Consider the following 17,167-nt stretch of genomic DNA (forward strand, 5'->3'; position numbering starts at 1 on the left):
CGCGGCAGGTAATCTAACTGAAGCCGATGTACAGCAAATTAATGCGGGCCTAACCGAGACTCGTACTGCCGAATAATCGTTACTGAAGCAGCTGTTTGGATGAAAACCGTTAAGTCTAGGCTTAACGGTTTTTTTATTTCAGTTAATTTGTAAGGTTAAGCTAGTGTTGTTTTTTTATCTTTAAAAGGTGACCGTTATGGCAGTTTTTGGTTGTCAACTGTGACTCTCATCAAAGTCTCAAGTGACTAATCGCTCGGGGCTTTCGCCAATCAATATAATGTCGACCAATTATGTTTTTATTAATGGAAGTCGGCAAAATGCGATCTATTATGTTTGTTTTTTCTTTATTGGCGGTAACTTTTCCTAGCTTTGCTGACAGTGAATCGGTACCTGTTGGGATCCGACCTTGTTGTGCCTTTGGTACCGATCTTCAGGCTGAAGTTGGCCCTATTCCAGTGCCTTTATATTCGATTAAGAATGTTGTTGAAACGGATGATGTAGAAGACCATAGTTTTAATGATGGCTCATCGTCAGTACTTGGCAGTCTATTTGGCGCAGAGGATGAAGTTAACGGTTTAATTTACACTAACAAAGGCGGATTTATTGATACTGCCCACGTTCGTGACACTGCCGACTTTGCGTTTTACTTATTCCAACGTTTTCAGTCTGCAAAAGCAGATGAAGCGCCAATTAAGTTAACCGATGAATTACGTCAGCGTCAGATTGTCTTGCATGATCTTTCTCAAATTGATGCGACTGAGCGTTTACAAGCCAATGCTGAACTAGCAGGTTTACTGGCATTTCGTTTAGCCCAATGGCATGAAGTGGCGCAGTGGTACGGTTTAGTATCGGTGGGCAGCTTTAAAGAATATCCATCGGCTTTCTCACCTGAAGACCTATATTCAAATATGTTAGGTGCCCGTATTGCAGTGGAAATGGTGATGGCTAACCCAGAGCTAAGCCAAGAAGAGTACGAACAAACCTTTGGTGAACACTTTGAAGGCCACCTGGAAGCATTACAAGCCCAAGATGAAGACACCACTATCGCTAAAATTAAAGAGCTTGACGGCAAATGGTGGGACAGTGAATCACGCCTGCCAGGTAAATGGGTCTTACGTACCCGTGATTACCACTTTAGCCTAACCCTAATGCCTAATGGTATGAGTAAGGGTAATGAGCAATCAATTGCAACATGGGCTAAGTGGGAGCAGTTTGCCACCTTAGAGCTCAATGCTACTGATGAGTTAGGCGAGTTTGAAGTGATCACTCAAGATCTTAAAGATAAACAAACTTGGACCCATAATGATTTCCAAGCACTCGCGAATATCGCTAAACAAAAAGACATGCAAGATAGCCATAACCATAATGAACAGTTAAGCTATAAGCTGGATAAATAAGAGTTTTATTAATGAGCAAACCAGGCAGAACCGGATTAACCCGTATTGTATATGCGACTAAGTATTCAATGCAGGGCTTGAAAGCGGCATTTAAACATGAGGCGGCGTTTCGCCAAGAAGTGATGATGCTAGTGGCGGCATTAGCTGTGGTTGCCGTGTTTGATTTTGGTTTATACCAAAGCGTCGCATTAATTATCAGTGTGTTGATAATCATGCTGGCTGAACTTATGAATTCAGCGGTGGAAGCCGTCGTCGATAGAATTGGCCCTGAACACCATGAACTGTCTGGCCGCGCCAAAGACATAGGCTCTGCGGCAGTATTTATTGCCATGGTCATCGCTGGGATGATTTGGCTAACAGTGTTTTATCAGCATTTCTTTTAACAGCTAAGAATTAACGAAAAAGGTAGCAAATTTGCTACCTTTTTTGTTTTTACTGGAGTATAGGTTTTACACCTGCTCTAGTGCTTGCTCCACATCGTTAATTATATCGTCGATGTTTTCAATACCGACAGAAATACGAACCAAGTCACGGCTTACTCCAGCTTTGGCAAGTTCTTCATCATTAAGTTGCCTGTGGGTGGTGGATGCTGGGTGACAGGCTAAGGATTTGGCATCGCCAATATTAACCAAGCGCAGAATCATCTGTAGGGCATCAATAAACTTACCGCCTGCTTCGTTACCGCCCTTAATACCAAAACTCAAAATACCTGAAGCTTTGCCGGAAGTGGTTAAGTGCATCAGCTCATTGTAAGGGCTTGATTCTAGGCCGGCATAGTTAACCCAGTTTACCTTTGGGTGAGCTTCTAGGTACTGTGCAAGCTGTAATGCGTTGTCACAATGGCGTTCCATACGCAGGCCAAGGGTTTCAAGGCCTTGCATAATATTAAAGGCATTTTGTGGGGATAACGCCGCGCCAGTATTACGCAGTGGCGCCACGCGGCAGCGGCCAATATAGGCCGCAGGGCCTAGGGCCTCGGTGAACACCACTCCATGATAAGAAGGATCTGGCTCGTTCAGCATTGGGAACCTATCTTTATTGGCTGCCCAATCAAATTTGCCGCTATCAACAATAATGCCGCCAATGGTGGTACCGTGTCCGCCAATGTATTTGGTAAGCGAGTGCACCACTATATGGGCACCAAGTTCAAACGGACGGCATAAAAATGGCGTTGCTACCGTGTTATCGACAATCAACGGCACCCCATGCTTTGCAGCGATTTCTGAAAGGCGTTTTATATCGACAATATTGCCCGCTGGATTACCAATCGACTCACAAAAAATCGCTCGGGTATTAGCGTCAATAGCGTTTTCAAAGCCCTCAAAGTCATGGTCATCAACCATTCTGACTTCTATGCCCCTTTTCGGGAATGAATGGGCAAATAAGTTGTACGTTCCGCCGTATAATTTGGCGCAGCTCACAATGTTTGAACCGACATCACAAATGGTTTCTAGGGCATAGGTAATGGCTGCCATACCTGAAGCTACGGCTAATGAGGCAATACCGCCTTCCATTGCTGCAAGGCGTTGCTCTAACACGTCATTAGTCGGGTTCATGATGCGTGAATAGATATTACCGGGCACTTTTAAGTCAAACAAATCAGCCCCGTGCTGGGTGTCATCAAAGGTAAATGACGTGGTTTGGTAAATAGGAACGGCTGCCGCTTTGGTGGTGGCTTCACTAGTGTAACCATGGTGGAGAGCTAAAGATTCAAGTTTCATTTTGTTCCCTCAAAAAAGTGATGAACAAAAAATATACAGCAGCTAATTTGGAAATGTTAGAATCTTGAAGTATAAGTTATTCATTTTAGGCAATAATTAGTAAGCGCCATTACCGACAATGAATTGGAAATAATAGTATTTATATGAATGTTAACTATGTTTTGGGGCTTTTCGCCGCGGTAGCGTGTGCTGCTACTGATGCTAAAGAAGTTCAGTTAGAAACTGAAATAAGAGAGCAGCAACAGAAATGTTTATTAGAAAAAGTAAAAACTGCAGAGGATAGAAAAACTGCTGGCCAAATCCGCCGTGAGTGTTTTAGTCAAATTCAAGTTGCTCAAGAATTGGAAGAGATAGAAATTGATGGCAAGCGCATAAAGCTTGGTATGATCTCTAAAAGGATTTTAAAAGAGCAACTTGCCCAGCAAAATGACTTTGCCATTACTCCCCACGATATTAACTATATGCTGCCGGTGTATGCGACGTCAGGCATTAACCAGCAAGCCTATAAGGGCGTTGAAGAGTTTTCCGAAGGCTTTAAAGACATAGAAGCCAAATTTCAATTGAGTGTAAAAGCGCCCTTGAGCTACGGTGATTTATTTACCAGCGGCGATGGCTTGTACTTTGCTTTTACTCTTGAGGCTTGGTGGCAGGTGTATGCTACCGATTTATCGAGTCCATTTAGGGAAACCAATTATAAACCTGAAGTGTTTTATATTATGCCTACCAGCTGGAAACCCTTTGATGGTAACACTGGCTTAGTCTTTGGCATGGAGCATCAGTCTAATGGTCGCAGCTCTGCTTTATCTCGCTCATGGAATCGTTTATATGCTAACTTACTTTTTGAAAAAGGCCCATGGGCCGTGTCATTTCAACCTTGGTTTAGGTTACCTGAAGATACTAAAGAATTTGTAGGTGATACCGAAGGTGATGATAACCCAGATATACAAGATTATATGGGTCATTTTGAGTTTGGTACCGCTTACCATAAAAATGATATTGAATATCGCTTAAAGCTGAGACAAAACTTTTCTACAGGTAAAGGCGCAGCTGAGTTGAGTCTAACGACACCTCTTTGGGGAAAGCTTAGGGGTTATGTGAGTGTGTTTAATGGTTATGGTGATTCCATGATTGATTATAACCACCATCAAACTCGATTCGGTTTAGGAATTGCATTAAATAATATGTTCTAGACGTAAAGCTTGTTTGCTAAACCATGCCGGATATTTTATCCGGCATTTTGCTATTTGCACATAAACGACTGACATTCGTCATATTTACTCATACTAATAAATGCTATAAGTTTATATCATTATGATTTTTTGTTGTGAGTAGGACAAACCATGAACAAGCCATTGACCGGTGTAAAAGTTATTGATCTAACCCATATGCTGTCTGGCCCTTATGGGGCGATGATTTTAGCGGATTTGGGTGCAGATACCATTAAGGTGGAGCCATTAAAAGGTGAAGGTACCCGTAAACTATTAGCCAGTGATCCCAATAACTCGGTGGACGGCTTTGGTGCTTACTTTATTACCTTGAACCGTAACAAGCGTTCAGTGGCAATTGATTTAAAAACCGAAGAAGGCAAACAGCTGTTTTATCAATTGGTGGCTGAAGTAGACGTGGTGATTTCTAACTTTGGCCCAGGGGTACCTGAACGTTTAGGTATTGATTACGACACCCTTAAAAAGCACAATCAAAAAATTATTACCTGTACAGTAACCGGCTTTGGTTCAACTGGCCCTGGCTCTATGCGTCCAGCCTTTGATCAAGTGGCTCAAGCGTTTGGTGGTGGTATGTCGATTACCGGTAAGGATGCCAGCGACCCTATTCGTGCTGGTATTCCTATCGGTGATTTAGGCGGCGGTATGTTCTCGGTTATGGGCATACTTACCGCGCTACTTGAGCGTGAAAAAAGCGGCATTGGCCAGCATGTGGATATTTCTATGCTGGATTGTCAGGTGTCTATGCTGAACTATATGGCGACCATGCATTTTATCTCAAGTGAAAACCCGCATCCTATTGGTAATGGCCATTTTGTGCATGTACCTTATAACTCTTACCCAACTAAAGATGGCCATATTATTTTGGCAGTCATTACCGATAATTTCTGGCAGAACCTGAAAACCGTAGTGAACCTGCCCCAGTTTGACGATCCCAAATACGATGGTCAGCCGGGTCGTTTAGCCGATAAAGCTATGATCGATGGGGCGTTAACCGAATTATTCAGTACCAATACCAATGCGTTCTGGTTAGAAAAGCTGGAAGCGGCCCGTATTCCCTGTGCACCAGTCAATAAGTTCTCTGATGTACTCAACGACAGTCAAGTATTGCATCGTAATATGGTGGTGGATATACATCATCCCGATGGTAAATCTACCAAGGCACCGGGTAACCCAATTAAGTTATCTCGCACCAATGAAGACAGTTATAGCCCAGCGCCTCATATTGGCCAACATACCGATGAGGTGCTGAATGAATTACTGGGCATGAGTGAAGAACAAATTGCTGGTTTAAAACAAAATAATATTATTGGGTAAGCACTATGGATAACGTCATTATTACCGATGTTGGCCCAAGGGATGGCTTGCAAAACCAAGCCGTGCACCTAAGTCCTGAAACTCGATTAAGCCTGATCCAAAACCTGTTAGAGTGTGGTTTACAGCGAGTTGAAGTGGGGGCGTTTGTGTCGCCTAAAGCGGTACCAGCCATGGCGGGTACCGATGTGATTACCAGGGCGCTCGCTAATATTTCAGCTCAAGACTTTCAGGTTCTTATCCCTAACGCTAAAGGCTATGACATTGCTCTGGCCAACGGTGCCAAAACCATGATGTTTGTGGTGTGTGCATCTGAAACCATGAATCAAAAAAATGTCCGCATGAGCATTGAAGATTCCATTAACGATTTGGCCCAGTTGTATAAGCAAGCTAAGGCTGATGGGGTTAAATTAATTACCTGTATTGCGGTTGCATGGCAGTGCCCATTTGAGGGTAAAACTGAGCCTAGGCAAGTATGGCAAATGGCTGAGGCCTTACAGGAGATAGGTGCCGATAGCCTGTTGATAGCCGATACCATTGGCGCGGCGTCACCGACGGCGGTGAAAAACTTAATGGCACCTCTGGTGAAGCAATTTGGTCAGGACAATATAGGATGTCATTTCCATGATACTCGGGCGATGGGATTGGCCAATGTCTATGCTGCCTATGAGGCGGGAGTTCGTCATTTTGATGCCGCCATTGGTGGTTTAGGTGGATGCCCATTTGCTCCTGGCGCAACGGGAAATGTGGCCACCGAAGATGTGGTGCAGATGTTCCAGCAGATGGGGGTCGAGACCAATATCGATTTAGATAAGCTCTATCAAGTCGGCCAACAGGCGGGTACCTTAGTTAAACTTGAATCGGGCGGTCGTGGTCAAAAATTCCGTTCTTTGCAGTTAGAAAAAGGCAATAGCCTCAATGAGCTATGAATTACTTTGGGCTATAAAGTTGATGGTAAAACTAACTTAATAGCAGTAGCCTGAGAAAGATTGCAAATGCAATAACGATGACAAGAATTGAACCATTTTGAACAACAATATAGGCAGTAATAGCGCTACTTTTTACTCAATTAAATAGGAAATAGCATGAAAGCTTTGTTAAAGGGAATTGGTTACACATTGTTAACCTTGGTATTAGCGATTGCTGCATACTTAGGTTATGTCCTGTTAAGGTATCAAGATATTCCTGTGGCAGAGCTGGCTTCCAAGCAAACGCAAACCATGCAGGTGTTAGATAATACGGTTTATTATCAGCGTCAAGGTAACCCAGATGCGCCTAATTTAGTGCTTATTCATTCTCACTTTTTTACTATGGATATGTGGGACAGCTGGGTAGCGTTATTAAGTCCACACTTTAATATTATCCGCTATGACTTAACCAGCCACGGTCTGACAGGGGCCGAGGTCAACCATGATTATTCCATGGCTCAGGATGTAGCTTTACTCGCAGGTTTAGTCGAACAACTGCAGCTTGATTCATTTATTTTGGTTGGCAGTTCATTAGGGGGCAATATCGCCCTCAATTACACCGCTGCTCATCCAGATAAAGTCAGCGCCTTAGTATTGCAAAATTCTGGTGGATTTAGGAAGGCCAACAGTCGTGGTGGTCGTGCCGAAGATATGCCATGGTGGGCGGATTATCTGCTGTATGTGATGCCCAAACTTGCCTTTGAAAAGTTTTATAAATGGGTGGTGGTAGATGTCAGCGCTCACCAACAACACAATATTGATGCCTTCCATAATGGTTTCTTGCGCGAAGGCAATCGTGAGGCAGAAATTAAGCGCATGCGCCAGTTTAAGCTTGGCGGTACCGCCGAGGCTTTGCAAAAGATCACTGTTCCAGTGCTTATTCAATGGGGTCAAGACAACCCGCAATTGCCTGTGGCTTTGGCGGAAAATTTTGTTGAGCACCTAACCCGTGCAAGCAAGGTTGAAGTTGAAATTTACCCGAAAGCTGGCCATGTATTAGCCCTTGAGCAACCTAGGCAAAGTGCCAATACCTTTATCGATTTTGTTAACCAACTATAGGGAATAATAAAATGAAAATATTCAACGCGGCTGTAGTTGGGCTATCGATAGCGGTAAGCGCATGTTCATCTCCAGAAGTGGAATTACCAGCAGTACCAGAGTTGCAAATGAGCACCTTTGAGCTGAGTAATTTATATGGCGCGACAGCGCCAAACCTAGATGTGATTGATTATGGTGAAGAGAGTGAATCAAGCTTAGAAGCCCCATTTAGATTGCTGGCGGTAGAAACTAAACAGGCATTGCCGTTATTAGTGTTTTCCCATGGTATGTGGGCCAGTCAAACTCGCTATGACAATTTATTAATGCATTGGGCCAAGCAAGGCTATGCGGTGTTAAGTATTAACCATGTCGATTGCTGTTCAATGGCTAAGGGTATTTTTAATTCACTGCGCTATGGCAACCTAGGCTTGATTCAAAAGCGCGACCAAGACATCGCAGCACTGCTTAATTTGGCGCCAGAGATCACTAACAGGCATGGGGTGACTATTGATACCACCAATGTGGCCATTGTGGGGCATTCCTTTGGTGCTTTTAGCGCGCAAATGATTGCTGGCGCGAGAGCCAAAAGTGATCAGGGCTGGTATCAGTTTGATACGGGCTTATTGAGCGGTGAAATTGGTATGGAAGACATTAAAGCCATTGTGGCGGTGTCGCCACCTGGCCCTATGTTTGATGAAATCACCAGTGAAAGCTGGGATGGCATTAATAAACCTATGTTAGTGACTACGGGAACTTGGGATGTAGAACCAAGGTTCTTTCCGCAATATCAGCTGCATCAAATGTCTTATGATAAAGCGCCCAAAGGAGATAAATACACCTTAGTAGTGGCTGGGGCTGATCACTATTACGGAAATTTAATTTGCCGCCCAGAGCGAGAGCAAGCACCGCAAACTAAGCAGTTTGAAATATTAAAGTCTATTACTACAGCATTTTTAGATACTTATTTAAAAGGCATTGAAGATGCCAGCTATGCCATAGAAGCAGGCGCGATTGATGAAGCTACAGCAGGCTTTGCGACTTTAATCTCTAAATAATTAGGTCAGGTCAATTTTCACAAGGAGTGACTATGAGGTTGTTGTTTTTTACGGTGTTTATTGATCTGATTGGGTTTGGCATCATTATCCCAATTATTCCATTTTTAGCGCCAGAATTTGGTGCTTCTAATATGGATATTGCGCTGATTATTGCCGTGTACTCGGTGTGTTCTGGCCTATTGGGTGGAGCTTGGGGTAGCTTAAGTGACAGGGTTGGCCGTAAGCCCGTACTTATTGGTTGCTTGTTGTTGACCTCGTTATCCTATGTGATGCTTGCTTTTGCCCAAACCCTATTAATGGTTTATATCGCCCGTATTGTTGCCGGTTGCGCCGCAGGTATTTATGGCGTCGCAGCAGCAACCGTTGCTGATCTTACCGATGACGAAAATCGCGCCAAAAACATGGGCGTGATTGGTGCAGCATTCGGCTTAGGCATGGTGTTTGGCCCGTTTTTAGGGGGCGTATTAGCAGGGGATGAATTGAATTTTGTGTTGCCTGCAAGTGTGGCGGCGGTGCTTTCCCTTAGTGCAGCCATATTCTGCTTTGTGCTGATGCCTGAATCGCTGCCTAAAGAGCTAAGAAAAACCAAACGCTCGGCAGATAACAGCGATACCAAAAAGTTATGGCCATTATTGGGTGAAATACAAAGCCGTTGGTTAATCTCGCTTTATGTGTTGCACTCGATAGTGATTTCAGTGACCAGTTATCTGTTCCCGTTATGGACAGCCTGGATGCTTGGTTGGGGCCCTAAAGAGATAGGCATTGTCTTTGGAGTTCAAGGTCTGATGATGGCAGCACTGCAGGGTAAATTGGTTGGGGTGCTGGTGGCGAAATTTGGTGAGCTATCACTGTTAAGCTTTGGCGTGACGTTACTAACCCTAGGTTTTAGCGTTGCCACCCAAGCCGATGCTGTGCCACTGGTGATCATTAGCTTTTTTTGTATTATCTCTGGGGCGACCATTTGTAGCCCGGTGCTTAACTCTATTTTATCGAAGCGGGTGCCTGCTCAGTATCGCGGTAAGGTTATGGGTACCTCAAGCGCGATGGGTTCTTGGGGCAGGGTGATTGGGCCATTAATTGCAGGGGTAGTATTGACTCAATCTGGCTATGTGATTGCCTGGGGGGTAGGCATTATTATTGGCGTTATCTTTATCTTATGGCCATTAAAAGAAATGCTAAAAGCGAAGGAACAGCAGGTAGAGGCATAAAAGAGGGCGCTTCGCTTCGAGGACGCTGCTGCGCAGCTCGAGAAAAAGACTGATTACTTAACATATTTTGTAATGTAAAAAAGGGTTGCTTCTAATCGAACAACCCTTTTGAATATTTTCGCTTTTCGCTTTTCGCTTCTCGCTTCTCGCTTCTCGCTTATTTCATCTCAGGTCGGCGGTATACCGCCCAGTAGCCTAGGCCTAAGAATGCACCGCCTAAAATATTGCCAATGGTCACTGGAATCAGGTTGCTGGTGATAAAGTTCGCCATGGTTAATTCGCTGTAAGCTGCGGCTGATTTACCAATGGCTGTCCAAAATTCTGGGCCTGCAAATTCATGGATAGTCACACCCAGTGGCACCATAAACAGGTTAGCAATACAGTGTTCAAAGCCCGAGCTAACAAATAGCGCTACAGGTAACATCACCAATAGTGCTTTCTTAATAGGGTCTTGGGTAGAGAACGTCATCCAAATGGCTAAACACACCATAAGGTTACATAAAAAGCCTAATACCACTGCTTGACCAAAGCTATGGTGTAGCTTATGGGTCGCAATATTAAGGGCGTTTAAGCCCCATTGACCACCTGCAGCCATGTGCATTTGGGCGTACCAAATAATAGCGACTAAAAACAACGCGCCTACCGCATTACCTAAATAGACCGTCAGCCAGTTATTAGCGACTTCTTTAGTCGTGACTTTATTGCTCGCGCGAGCAAGGGTGGCTAATACGCTAGAGGTGAATAACTCACCACCACAAACCACCAGAATGATGAGCCCTAGAGAAAACGCGAGTCCGCCTTGCAGTTTAACACTGCCCCAAGGTTGACCTGTCATGCCAGTGGTTACAGTGGTGTAAAACACAAAAGCCAAACCGATAAAAATACCTGCGCTAATAGCAAGGATAAAAGCGCTTAATGGATCACGCTTGGTTTTCTTAACGGCATTATTTTCTGCTGTGAGCGCTAAGCTTTCTGGCAAAGAAAGGTGTGGTTGTTTCTGATCCATGTTGTTCATCATTGAGTTTAGGCTTTGATTGGGAATTATATAGCCAGTAAGGTGCTGGTGACCAGTTTGAGAAAGGGGCGCAATTCACACTTTCTAGAACAAAAAAGCCAAGCAGATGCTTGGCTTAATATTTGTGACTGAGATTACCCTTGAGGCTTTCTCGCGGTGCGAGATTTGGGGTTAGGGTTAACGCGCCGGCGTTTAGGGCGTGAATCACTTTTTGAATCGTCAGAACCATTGTTTTTGTTGGGTCTGGGCTTTGAACGTGAGTTTCTGCTCGCAGTTTTTTTAGGCTTGTTAGGCGCTTTTTGCCCACGGCTGTCTAGCGATGATTCTGGTAACGGATTGATTGGAGTAAAACCTTCAATCATCTTACGTTGAATCACTTGTGCGGTTAGCCGTTCAATGGCAGCCAGTAATTTGAAGTCTTCATTGGTCACCAAAGAGATGGCGTGGCCATCAATACCAGCACGACCTGTTCGACCAATACGGTGAACGTAGTCTTCAGCTACCTCTGGTAAATCAAAGTTTACTACCTGTGGCAGGCTGCTGATATCAATGCCGCGTGCGGCGATATCAGTAGCTACCAGTACCTTGATTTGACCGGTTTTGAAGTTTTCAAGGGCGCGGGTACGGGCGCCTTGGCTTTTGTTACCATGAATAGCGGCGGACGTTATCCCTTTATCATCAAGCTGTTTAGCGAGACGATTCGCGCCGTGTTTGGTTTTCGTAAAGACCAGCACTTGTTGCCAATCGTTATCTTTAACTAAGTGAACCAATAGCGCTGCACGTTTTGAGCGCTCGGCTGGGTAAACCCACTGTTCAATGGTTTTGGCGGTAGTGTTAGGGCTTGCCACTGACACTTCAACAGGGTTGTTAACCAGGCCTTTAGCCAAGGCGCGAATCTCATTTGAGAATGTGGCCGAAAATAACAAGTTCTGACGTTTAGCCGGCAGTAACTTTAGAATGCGCTTAATGTCATGAATAAAGCCCATATCTAGCATTCGGTCAGCTTCATCAAGCACTAATATTTCAAGGTCATCAAACCTGATACAGCCTTGCTGATGTAAATCAAGTAGGCGCCCTGGGGTTGCTACCAACACATCTGAACCGCGGCTCAACTTTTGAATCTGCGGATTAATGCTTACGCCACCAAATACCACGTTTGAACGTAAAGGTAAGTGAGTTGCATACTTCTCAACATTTTCTGCTACTTGGGCGGCAAGTTCGCGGGTTGGAGTCAACACTAAGGTGCGAACTTGCTTTGAGCGTGCGCGCTTACCGCGGCTCAGTAGCTCTAGAATAGGTAGGGTAAAGCCTGCGGTTTTACCTGTCCCAGTCTGCGCCGCAGCCATGACATCATTGCCTGTTAAAATTGCCGGAATGGCCTTAGCTTGAATGGGTGAAGGTTCATTATAACCTTGCTCATTAACAGCTTGTAAAATAGGGGGACTAAGCGCAAGGGAGGCAAAGCTCATAAAAAACTACTCTAGAGTTAAGGAATGGGCCCAAATTGGACTAGGGCGCAAGCATACAGCAAAAAGCTTGGGCAAACTAATAATAGCTGCTACCTTAGCGCTTTTTTTTAAAAGTAAGGAATAGACAATGTCGGCAAAAATCTATGTGTTGGCACAATTTAAACCTAAATAAGGCAAGTTAAACCAGTTATTTGAAATATTAAAAGCGCTAGAGCCAGATACTCTCCGTGAAGAGGGGTGCTTGCAATATATTGTAACCCGTCAAGTTGATCACCCAAATGCGACTCGTAATGAATATCCTATCGTATTTAACGAGGTCTGGACTACTGCTGACACTTGGGCCGAACACTGTGCAAGAAAGCAGATTATTGAGTTTTTTGAATCACAAGTGTTAAGCCCTGATGGTTTAGTGGAGGATGTTATTGTGACGGCTTATACCGACGAAGGCGAGCATTACGACGCGCCGGTATATACCCAAAAGTGCTGCTAAATCGTTAGTAGTTCTTCTACAAAAGCGCCTATTTGACGTTGTGGGCAAACAAAGTGGATCTCTAATATCCAATGCTTCGTTTGTCCATTTTTAAGCTGACTTTTAAGCTGACTTTTAAGTGGCTTATGGTTTCCGGGCATAATGCAAATATCGGTAAATTCATTTTCGCTAAACAGTTGCTTAGAAGACTTATCTGGGATCACACTTAAAATATGCCCGGCAATGGGGTTGGTATGCTGCCAGCCAAAATCGCAGGCTAACTGTCGAACATAATTAAACAACTGCTCGCCGGTAATATCATCATTGTTGTCAAAATAACTTTTCGCCATTTGCCAGGCTTGATTGGCATCACCTTGAATTTTTAATTTATCGGCATTGCTACCCAGAACATAGGTGCGAGCAAAGTCGGCTTCAATGTGGGCAAAAATCGGCCCTAAATCAACAAACACAATATCGTCAGCCTGCACCTCGGCATACTCTGGGGTATCAACAAAAGTGCATAGGGTATTTTTGCCGACTCGCACCATATTGGGGTGCCAGGTGCCCTGAAAATCAAACTGGTTTTGTGCCAAATTGAGTAATTCTTGGGTTAACTGTTCGGCGGATTTTCCGACCTTAAGGATCTGACTCTCAAACAGTTTAAATAATTGATCTGCTTGCTGTTGTGCAGCCAATAGTTGGACATCTAATTCGGTCATAAAAAGCCTAGTATGGATTAATTTTTACCCTGCATACGTATGCAGATTGAATAACTGAGATAAATGATTTCATATGGGTAAAAAAGAGTCACGTTAGGAAATTTCATGACCCAAATAATAGCGATAGCATTGGCAATGCTGCTAATAACCAGTGCATCTGCCCAATCTTTAAAGCTGCCGGGAAAGGCATCAGATAACAAATTAGCATTAACCTTGGTAAAACAATTTGTGGCTAAGTCAGAGGATTATGACTCCATTGAGTTTATCTATGGTGATCAAGGTGAGCCAAGTACCAGCAAAATGCTGCAAGACCTACAGCAGGGGCAATTAGATTTGGTCTGGCTGGGTACATCTGTGCAATATGAACGAGATTATCAGGCGATTTATGTGCCTGTTTATCGTGGTTTGCTAGGCATGCGCATTGGTTTAATCACTAATAAAAATAGCAATCGTTTTGCTGGTGTGAGCAATCTGTATCAGCTGCAAGAATTTAGAGCTTGTCAGGGAAAAACCTGGGCAGATACTAATATTCTTAAGGCCAACAATATTAACGTTGCCGCTTCCCTTAAGTACCCTAATCTTTTTGACATGCTTGATGGTGGGCGTTGTGATTATTTTCCTAGGGGAGTGTTCGAACCTTTTAATGAATTGAAATCCTATGCCCACTTCCCCTTTATGATAGAGCCAAACCTGCTGATTAAATACCGCATGCCCTATTACCTGTTTGTACGCAAAGATAATCAAACTCTGGCTAAAAAGATGACCCAAATATTTACTGAAATGTTGCTATCGGGAGAATTTGAACAACTGTTTTTTGCAGATTCAGAGGTATCCACCGCGCTTGCCCAAGCCAATTTACAACAACGACAATTAATAGAATTAGTAAACCCAGAATTAACAGAACAAACTAAAGCGATAAAGGCTGAATTTTGGTTTGACCCATTGCAGGAGGCAAAATAATGACCACCATTACCCAAAGGCTGCTCGGTTTTTTAGGCATAGGATTAGTGCTACTGAGTATTGGCTTTGTAAGCTTTAACTACTGGCAACAACAGCACAGCTTGCAGCAAAATTTTGCGAGTCGACTGCAAGTTACCCAGCAACAATTAGCCACTGCGCTACAAGAGCCGGTTTATGTTTATGACAGAGCGGTCATTAGGGCAATTTTAAATGCCTACCAACAGGAAGAGTATTTAGTTGGCGTTGAGGTTAAAGATCACCGCGGCATGGTCTTAGGAGAATTTAGTAAAGATTTGGCCCAAGACAAAAGCATTGAAGTAGCACTAGAATTTGAACAGCAAAGCATTGGATCTCTCTCTTTAAAGATCAGTGAGGCCTCATTAGTGCAGCAATTAAGCGAAATGTTATGGCGGCTGATTATTGCGGCGGTGGCGTTTATCAGTATTACTGGTTTGAGTATTTATATAGGCTTAAAAGCCTTGTTGCTTGCGCCGCTGGAGAAGATAAATAAGGTGCTTAAAAATATCTCCGAAGGGGAAGGTGATCTCACTGCAAGAATTCCTGTGGAACGCCAAGATGAGCTGGGCTTGCTAGGCAATAGTTTTAACCAGTTTATTGTCTCTTTACAGCAAATGGTGAGTAAAATAGCCCATGATTGTGATCAGCTTAATGTCATTTCTTTACAAATGAGTCAGGTGCAACAGCAAAGTCATAGCAGCACGACTGAGCAATTGCAGTTAGTGGCAGCCCAGCAACAAAATATGCATCACTTTAATCAGGCCAGCAGTAATATTAACCAAGCCACCCAAGCGGCTTTAATGCAGTCACAACAGACAAATCAGGTACTGCAGCAACAGGTTGAAAAAATAGAGATTAACATGCAGCAAGTCTCTAGTTTGATAACCAAACTGGAAGATACAGCAGCAAAAGTTGAGTTATTAAAAACCAGCTCGGATGGCATTGGCCAAGTGCTCGATGTGATTAAGAACATTGCCGAGCAAACAAATCTGTTGGCATTAAATGCCGCTATTGAAGCGGCCCGAGCAGGTGACTATGGCCGGGGTTTTGCGGTGGTGGCCGATGAGGTGCGTGCTCTTGCGAGCAAGACCTACCACTCAACTAATGAGATCGAGTTAATCATTGGCCAGTTACAGTCCCACGCCCAAAGCACTTTTGAGGTGACTCAAAGTTCTAAGGCGCAGATAGCTTCGACTTTAGAAAGTACAGCGCAGTCGCAACAGACTTTGGCTGGGATCACCAGCGAATTAAAACAAATTGATAATGCTATCATCGAAATTGGTTGTGCCAGTGAGCAACAACAGGCTCAGTCTAAATTATTAGAGCAGGATTTAATTGCACTTACTGGTTGCACAGATAACCTTAATACTCAGGGAGTAAAATTAACGGATACAAGCAACAAGTTAATAAGTATTACAGAACAGCTTAATCAACAAGTTCATCGATTCAATTATTAAGTGACTGTCGGGGTTTAAATATACTGTGGCGATTTAAGTTCACGCATAGCATGGGTAAAAGCCAGCTATTGGCTTTTACCCGTTATAAACACTGAGTCAGTCATTTAAATTAAATTCTAATCTTACTTGTAGTCCAGATTGCGCAATAGGTTTTCCCTCAATCATTTGTGGTTGATAACGCCATTTTTTTAGTGCTTTAATGGCTGCGCTATCAAAAACTCTTTTAGGCTTGGCAGCAATGACTCGAATGTTATGAGTTTGTCCTAACTGATCCACATCAAAATACAGATCAACATAACCTTCGATGCCTCTTGATAAGGCTTTAATTGGATATTGAGGCTCTATTCTAAATACAGGTGTCGCTTGTTTGTTTATTCCAGCTTCACTTGGATTTAAGGTTGTGGGAATGATAGGTGTAGCCACAACAGGAACGACAGTATCAATGATTGGGTCTGAGTCTTTAATTTGCGGAGGCTGAGTTTGTGGTTGGGTGACAGGTTTCGGTGGTGGTGTAATATTTCTTTTGGTTTCAGGGGGAATTTCATTAGGTTCAAAGGTAACAACAATATTAGGTGTGGGTATCGCTGTTGTGACGGTAGCTACAGGGTTGCTGATCAGTTGAGCCATCAAGACAAATAGCCCGAAGCTAATGAATGCCGCCATTAGCATAGTCGAGGGTAAGCGGTAGATATGACGAATCATAGACTTTCTCCTTGTTATGTAACGCATTGATAAGTTTAGACTAATATTGTTGTTTTTGAAAAAATTATCGATAAATATTAAAGTGTGAGCTCGCGCGAGTTTTCCGGGGACATTGACGAGTAAAATGTCGACAATGATCTAGGAGATGATATGTCCACTAAACCTAATTTACAGTTGGCAACATTGAACTTGATATCTGAAGTCGAAGCCGCTTTGCCATTATACGAGTCAGATACGTTCGTGTGCGGGCCAACTAATACTTGTATCGGCTGCCCTAAAAAGTTACTAGAGTTAGTAGAAAGTGAATTAAGTTATTGGAAAAGCGCCATCAAGCGTGAGCGCTCACCCAATTTTGAAGAATTCAGAAAGCTCGTTAAACTTTGTAAAAATGTCCATCGTGGTTTAAAAAGAAATCAATGGCTGTAGCTGGCTGC

The 17,167-nt window shown here is 43.5% G+C and carries 16 protein-coding genes and 1 pseudogene; 12 read left to right on the forward strand and 5 right to left on the reverse strand.

Annotated elements, in window-relative coordinates:
- Window positions 1-329 precede the first annotated feature (329 nt).
- Both GFB48_RS05595 and GFB48_RS05600 read left to right on the forward strand, forming a co-directional pair.
- The gene (locus tag GFB48_RS05595; RefSeq protein WP_205597685.1) at window positions 330-1,397 is read left to right on the forward strand and encodes a DUF4056 domain-containing protein; all 1,068 of its coding nucleotides are present in this window, start codon (window positions 330-332) and stop codon (window positions 1,395-1,397) included.
- A gap of 11 nt (window positions 1,398-1,408) precedes the next feature.
- Window positions 1,409-1,780, forward strand: a complete 372-nt coding sequence (locus GFB48_RS05600) for a diacylglycerol kinase (protein WP_163932397.1) — start codon at window positions 1,409-1,411, stop codon at window positions 1,778-1,780.
- Window positions 1,781-1,846: 66 nt separating this feature from the next.
- Here the strand turns inward: GFB48_RS05600 and GFB48_RS05605 are convergent, their stop codons facing one another.
- Window positions 1,847-3,118: an O-acetylhomoserine aminocarboxypropyltransferase/cysteine synthase family protein gene (locus tag GFB48_RS05605; protein WP_163932400.1), complete on the reverse strand. Its 1,272-nt coding sequence runs from the start codon at window positions 3,116-3,118 to the stop codon at window positions 1,847-1,849.
- A gap of 143 nt (window positions 3,119-3,261) precedes the next feature.
- Here GFB48_RS05605 and GFB48_RS05610 point away from each other — a divergent pair, with 143 nt between their 5' ends.
- From GFB48_RS05610 to GFB48_RS05635, 6 genes are all read left to right on the forward strand, one after another.
- Complete coding sequence (locus GFB48_RS05610; protein ID WP_163932402.1) at window positions 3,262-4,308, forward strand: phospholipase A; 1,047 nt, start codon at window positions 3,262-3,264, stop codon at window positions 4,306-4,308.
- 150 nt (window positions 4,309-4,458) lie between these two features.
- Entirely contained in the window at window positions 4,459-5,658 is a 1,200-nt protein-coding gene (locus GFB48_RS05615; RefSeq protein ID WP_163932405.1) for a CaiB/BaiF CoA-transferase family protein, read from the forward strand.
- Between the two features lie 5 nt (window positions 5,659-5,663).
- Window positions 5,664-6,584 (forward strand): hydroxymethylglutaryl-CoA lyase, encoded by a 921-nt coding sequence (locus tag GFB48_RS05620; RefSeq protein ID WP_163932408.1) that lies wholly within the window; start codon window positions 5,664-5,666, stop codon window positions 6,582-6,584.
- Window positions 6,585-6,740: 156 nt separating this feature from the next.
- Window positions 6,741-7,682, forward strand: a complete 942-nt coding sequence (locus tag GFB48_RS05625; RefSeq protein ID WP_163932411.1) for an alpha/beta fold hydrolase — start codon at window positions 6,741-6,743, stop codon at window positions 7,680-7,682.
- Between the two features lie 11 nt (window positions 7,683-7,693).
- Window positions 7,694-8,716, forward strand: a complete 1,023-nt coding sequence (locus GFB48_RS05630; protein WP_163932414.1) for a hypothetical protein — start codon at window positions 7,694-7,696, stop codon at window positions 8,714-8,716.
- A gap of 32 nt (window positions 8,717-8,748) precedes the next feature.
- Window positions 8,749-9,924: an MFS transporter gene (locus GFB48_RS05635; RefSeq protein ID WP_163932417.1), complete on the forward strand. Its 1,176-nt coding sequence runs from the start codon at window positions 8,749-8,751 to the stop codon at window positions 9,922-9,924.
- 157 nt (window positions 9,925-10,081) lie between these two features.
- Here GFB48_RS05635 and focA read toward each other — a convergent pair whose 3' ends face one another.
- Both focA and GFB48_RS05645 read right to left on the reverse strand, forming a co-directional pair.
- Complete coding sequence (gene focA / locus GFB48_RS05640) at window positions 10,082-10,930, reverse strand: formate transporter FocA (RefSeq protein WP_163932420.1); 849 nt, start codon at window positions 10,928-10,930, stop codon at window positions 10,082-10,084.
- 143 nt (window positions 10,931-11,073) lie between these two features.
- Complete coding sequence (locus GFB48_RS05645) at window positions 11,074-12,408, reverse strand: DEAD/DEAH box helicase (protein ID WP_163932423.1); 1,335 nt, start codon at window positions 12,406-12,408, stop codon at window positions 11,074-11,076.
- A gap of 187 nt (window positions 12,409-12,595) precedes the next feature.
- Here GFB48_RS05645 and GFB48_RS05650 point away from each other — a divergent pair.
- A pseudogene (locus tag GFB48_RS05650) lies at window positions 12,596-12,898 on the forward strand (putative quinol monooxygenase); the annotation flags it as partial.
- Here the strand turns inward: GFB48_RS05650 and GFB48_RS05655 are convergent.
- Complete coding sequence (locus GFB48_RS05655; protein WP_163932426.1) at window positions 12,895-13,596, reverse strand: M24 family metallopeptidase; 702 nt, start codon at window positions 13,594-13,596, stop codon at window positions 12,895-12,897. The pseudogene GFB48_RS05650 and the gene GFB48_RS05655 overlap by 4 nt on opposite strands.
- 105 nt (window positions 13,597-13,701) lie before the next feature.
- On the opposite strand from GFB48_RS05655, the gene GFB48_RS05660 reads away from it, so the two are divergent.
- Both GFB48_RS05660 and GFB48_RS05665 read left to right on the forward strand, forming a co-directional pair.
- Window positions 13,702-14,556: an ABC transporter substrate-binding protein gene (locus tag GFB48_RS05660; RefSeq protein WP_163932429.1), complete on the forward strand. Its 855-nt coding sequence runs from the start codon at window positions 13,702-13,704 to the stop codon at window positions 14,554-14,556.
- Window positions 14,556-16,031: a methyl-accepting chemotaxis protein gene (locus tag GFB48_RS05665; protein ID WP_163932432.1), complete on the forward strand. Its 1,476-nt coding sequence runs from the start codon at window positions 14,556-14,558 to the stop codon at window positions 16,029-16,031. The genes GFB48_RS05660 and GFB48_RS05665 overlap by 1 nt, the downstream gene beginning before the upstream one ends.
- Window positions 16,032-16,127: 96 nt before the next feature.
- On the opposite strand, the gene GFB48_RS05670 is transcribed toward GFB48_RS05665, so the two are convergent.
- The gene (locus GFB48_RS05670; protein WP_163932435.1) at window positions 16,128-16,733 is read right to left on the reverse strand and encodes an energy transducer TonB; all 606 of its coding nucleotides are present in this window, start codon (window positions 16,731-16,733) and stop codon (window positions 16,128-16,130) included.
- A gap of 150 nt (window positions 16,734-16,883) precedes the next feature.
- Here GFB48_RS05670 and GFB48_RS05675 point away from each other — a divergent pair, with 150 nt between their 5' ends.
- Entirely contained in the window at window positions 16,884-17,159 is a 276-nt protein-coding gene (locus tag GFB48_RS05675) for a hypothetical protein (RefSeq protein ID WP_163932438.1), read from the forward strand.
- The last annotated feature ends 8 nt before the right edge of the window (window positions 17,160-17,167 follow it).

The organism is Paraferrimonas sp. SM1919 (assembly GCF_010993985.1).
Classification (GTDB): domain Bacteria; phylum Pseudomonadota; class Gammaproteobacteria; order Enterobacterales; family Shewanellaceae; genus SM1919.

What these genes read in the sequence shown, in the direction of transcription:
- GFB48_RS05595 (WP_205597685.1), top strand. Translation starts at nt 330, where the DNA reads ATGTTTGTTTTTTCTTTATTGGCGGTAACTTTTCCTAGCTTTGCTGAC.
- GFB48_RS05600 (WP_163932397.1), top strand. Translation starts at nt 1,409, where the DNA reads ATGAGCAAACCAGGCAGAACCGGATTAACCCGTATTGTATATGCGACT.
- GFB48_RS05605 (WP_163932400.1), bottom strand. Translation starts at nt 3,118, where the DNA reads ATGAAACTTGAATCTTTAGCTCTCCACCATGGTTACACTAGTGAAGCC.
- GFB48_RS05610 (WP_163932402.1), top strand. Translation starts at nt 3,262, where the DNA reads ATGAATGTTAACTATGTTTTGGGGCTTTTCGCCGCGGTAGCGTGTGCT.
- GFB48_RS05615 (WP_163932405.1), top strand. Translation starts at nt 4,459, where the DNA reads ATGAACAAGCCATTGACCGGTGTAAAAGTTATTGATCTAACCCATATG.
- GFB48_RS05620 (WP_163932408.1), top strand. Translation starts at nt 5,664, where the DNA reads ATGGATAACGTCATTATTACCGATGTTGGCCCAAGGGATGGCTTGCAA.
- GFB48_RS05625 (WP_163932411.1), top strand. Translation starts at nt 6,741, where the DNA reads ATGAAAGCTTTGTTAAAGGGAATTGGTTACACATTGTTAACCTTGGTA.
- GFB48_RS05630 (WP_163932414.1), top strand. Translation starts at nt 7,694, where the DNA reads ATGAAAATATTCAACGCGGCTGTAGTTGGGCTATCGATAGCGGTAAGC.
- GFB48_RS05635 (WP_163932417.1), top strand. Translation starts at nt 8,749, where the DNA reads ATGAGGTTGTTGTTTTTTACGGTGTTTATTGATCTGATTGGGTTTGGC.
- focA (WP_163932420.1), bottom strand. Translation starts at nt 10,930, where the DNA reads ATGGATCAGAAACAACCACACCTTTCTTTGCCAGAAAGCTTAGCGCTC.
- GFB48_RS05645 (WP_163932423.1), bottom strand. Translation starts at nt 12,408, where the DNA reads ATGAGCTTTGCCTCCCTTGCGCTTAGTCCCCCTATTTTACAAGCTGTT.
- GFB48_RS05655 (WP_163932426.1), bottom strand. Translation starts at nt 13,596, where the DNA reads ATGACCGAATTAGATGTCCAACTATTGGCTGCACAACAGCAAGCAGAT.
- GFB48_RS05660 (WP_163932429.1), top strand. Translation starts at nt 13,702, where the DNA reads ATGACCCAAATAATAGCGATAGCATTGGCAATGCTGCTAATAACCAGT.
- GFB48_RS05665 (WP_163932432.1), top strand. Translation starts at nt 14,556, where the DNA reads ATGACCACCATTACCCAAAGGCTGCTCGGTTTTTTAGGCATAGGATTA.
- GFB48_RS05670 (WP_163932435.1), bottom strand. Translation starts at nt 16,733, where the DNA reads ATGATTCGTCATATCTACCGCTTACCCTCGACTATGCTAATGGCGGCA.
- GFB48_RS05675 (WP_163932438.1), top strand. Translation starts at nt 16,884, where the DNA reads ATGTCCACTAAACCTAATTTACAGTTGGCAACATTGAACTTGATATCT.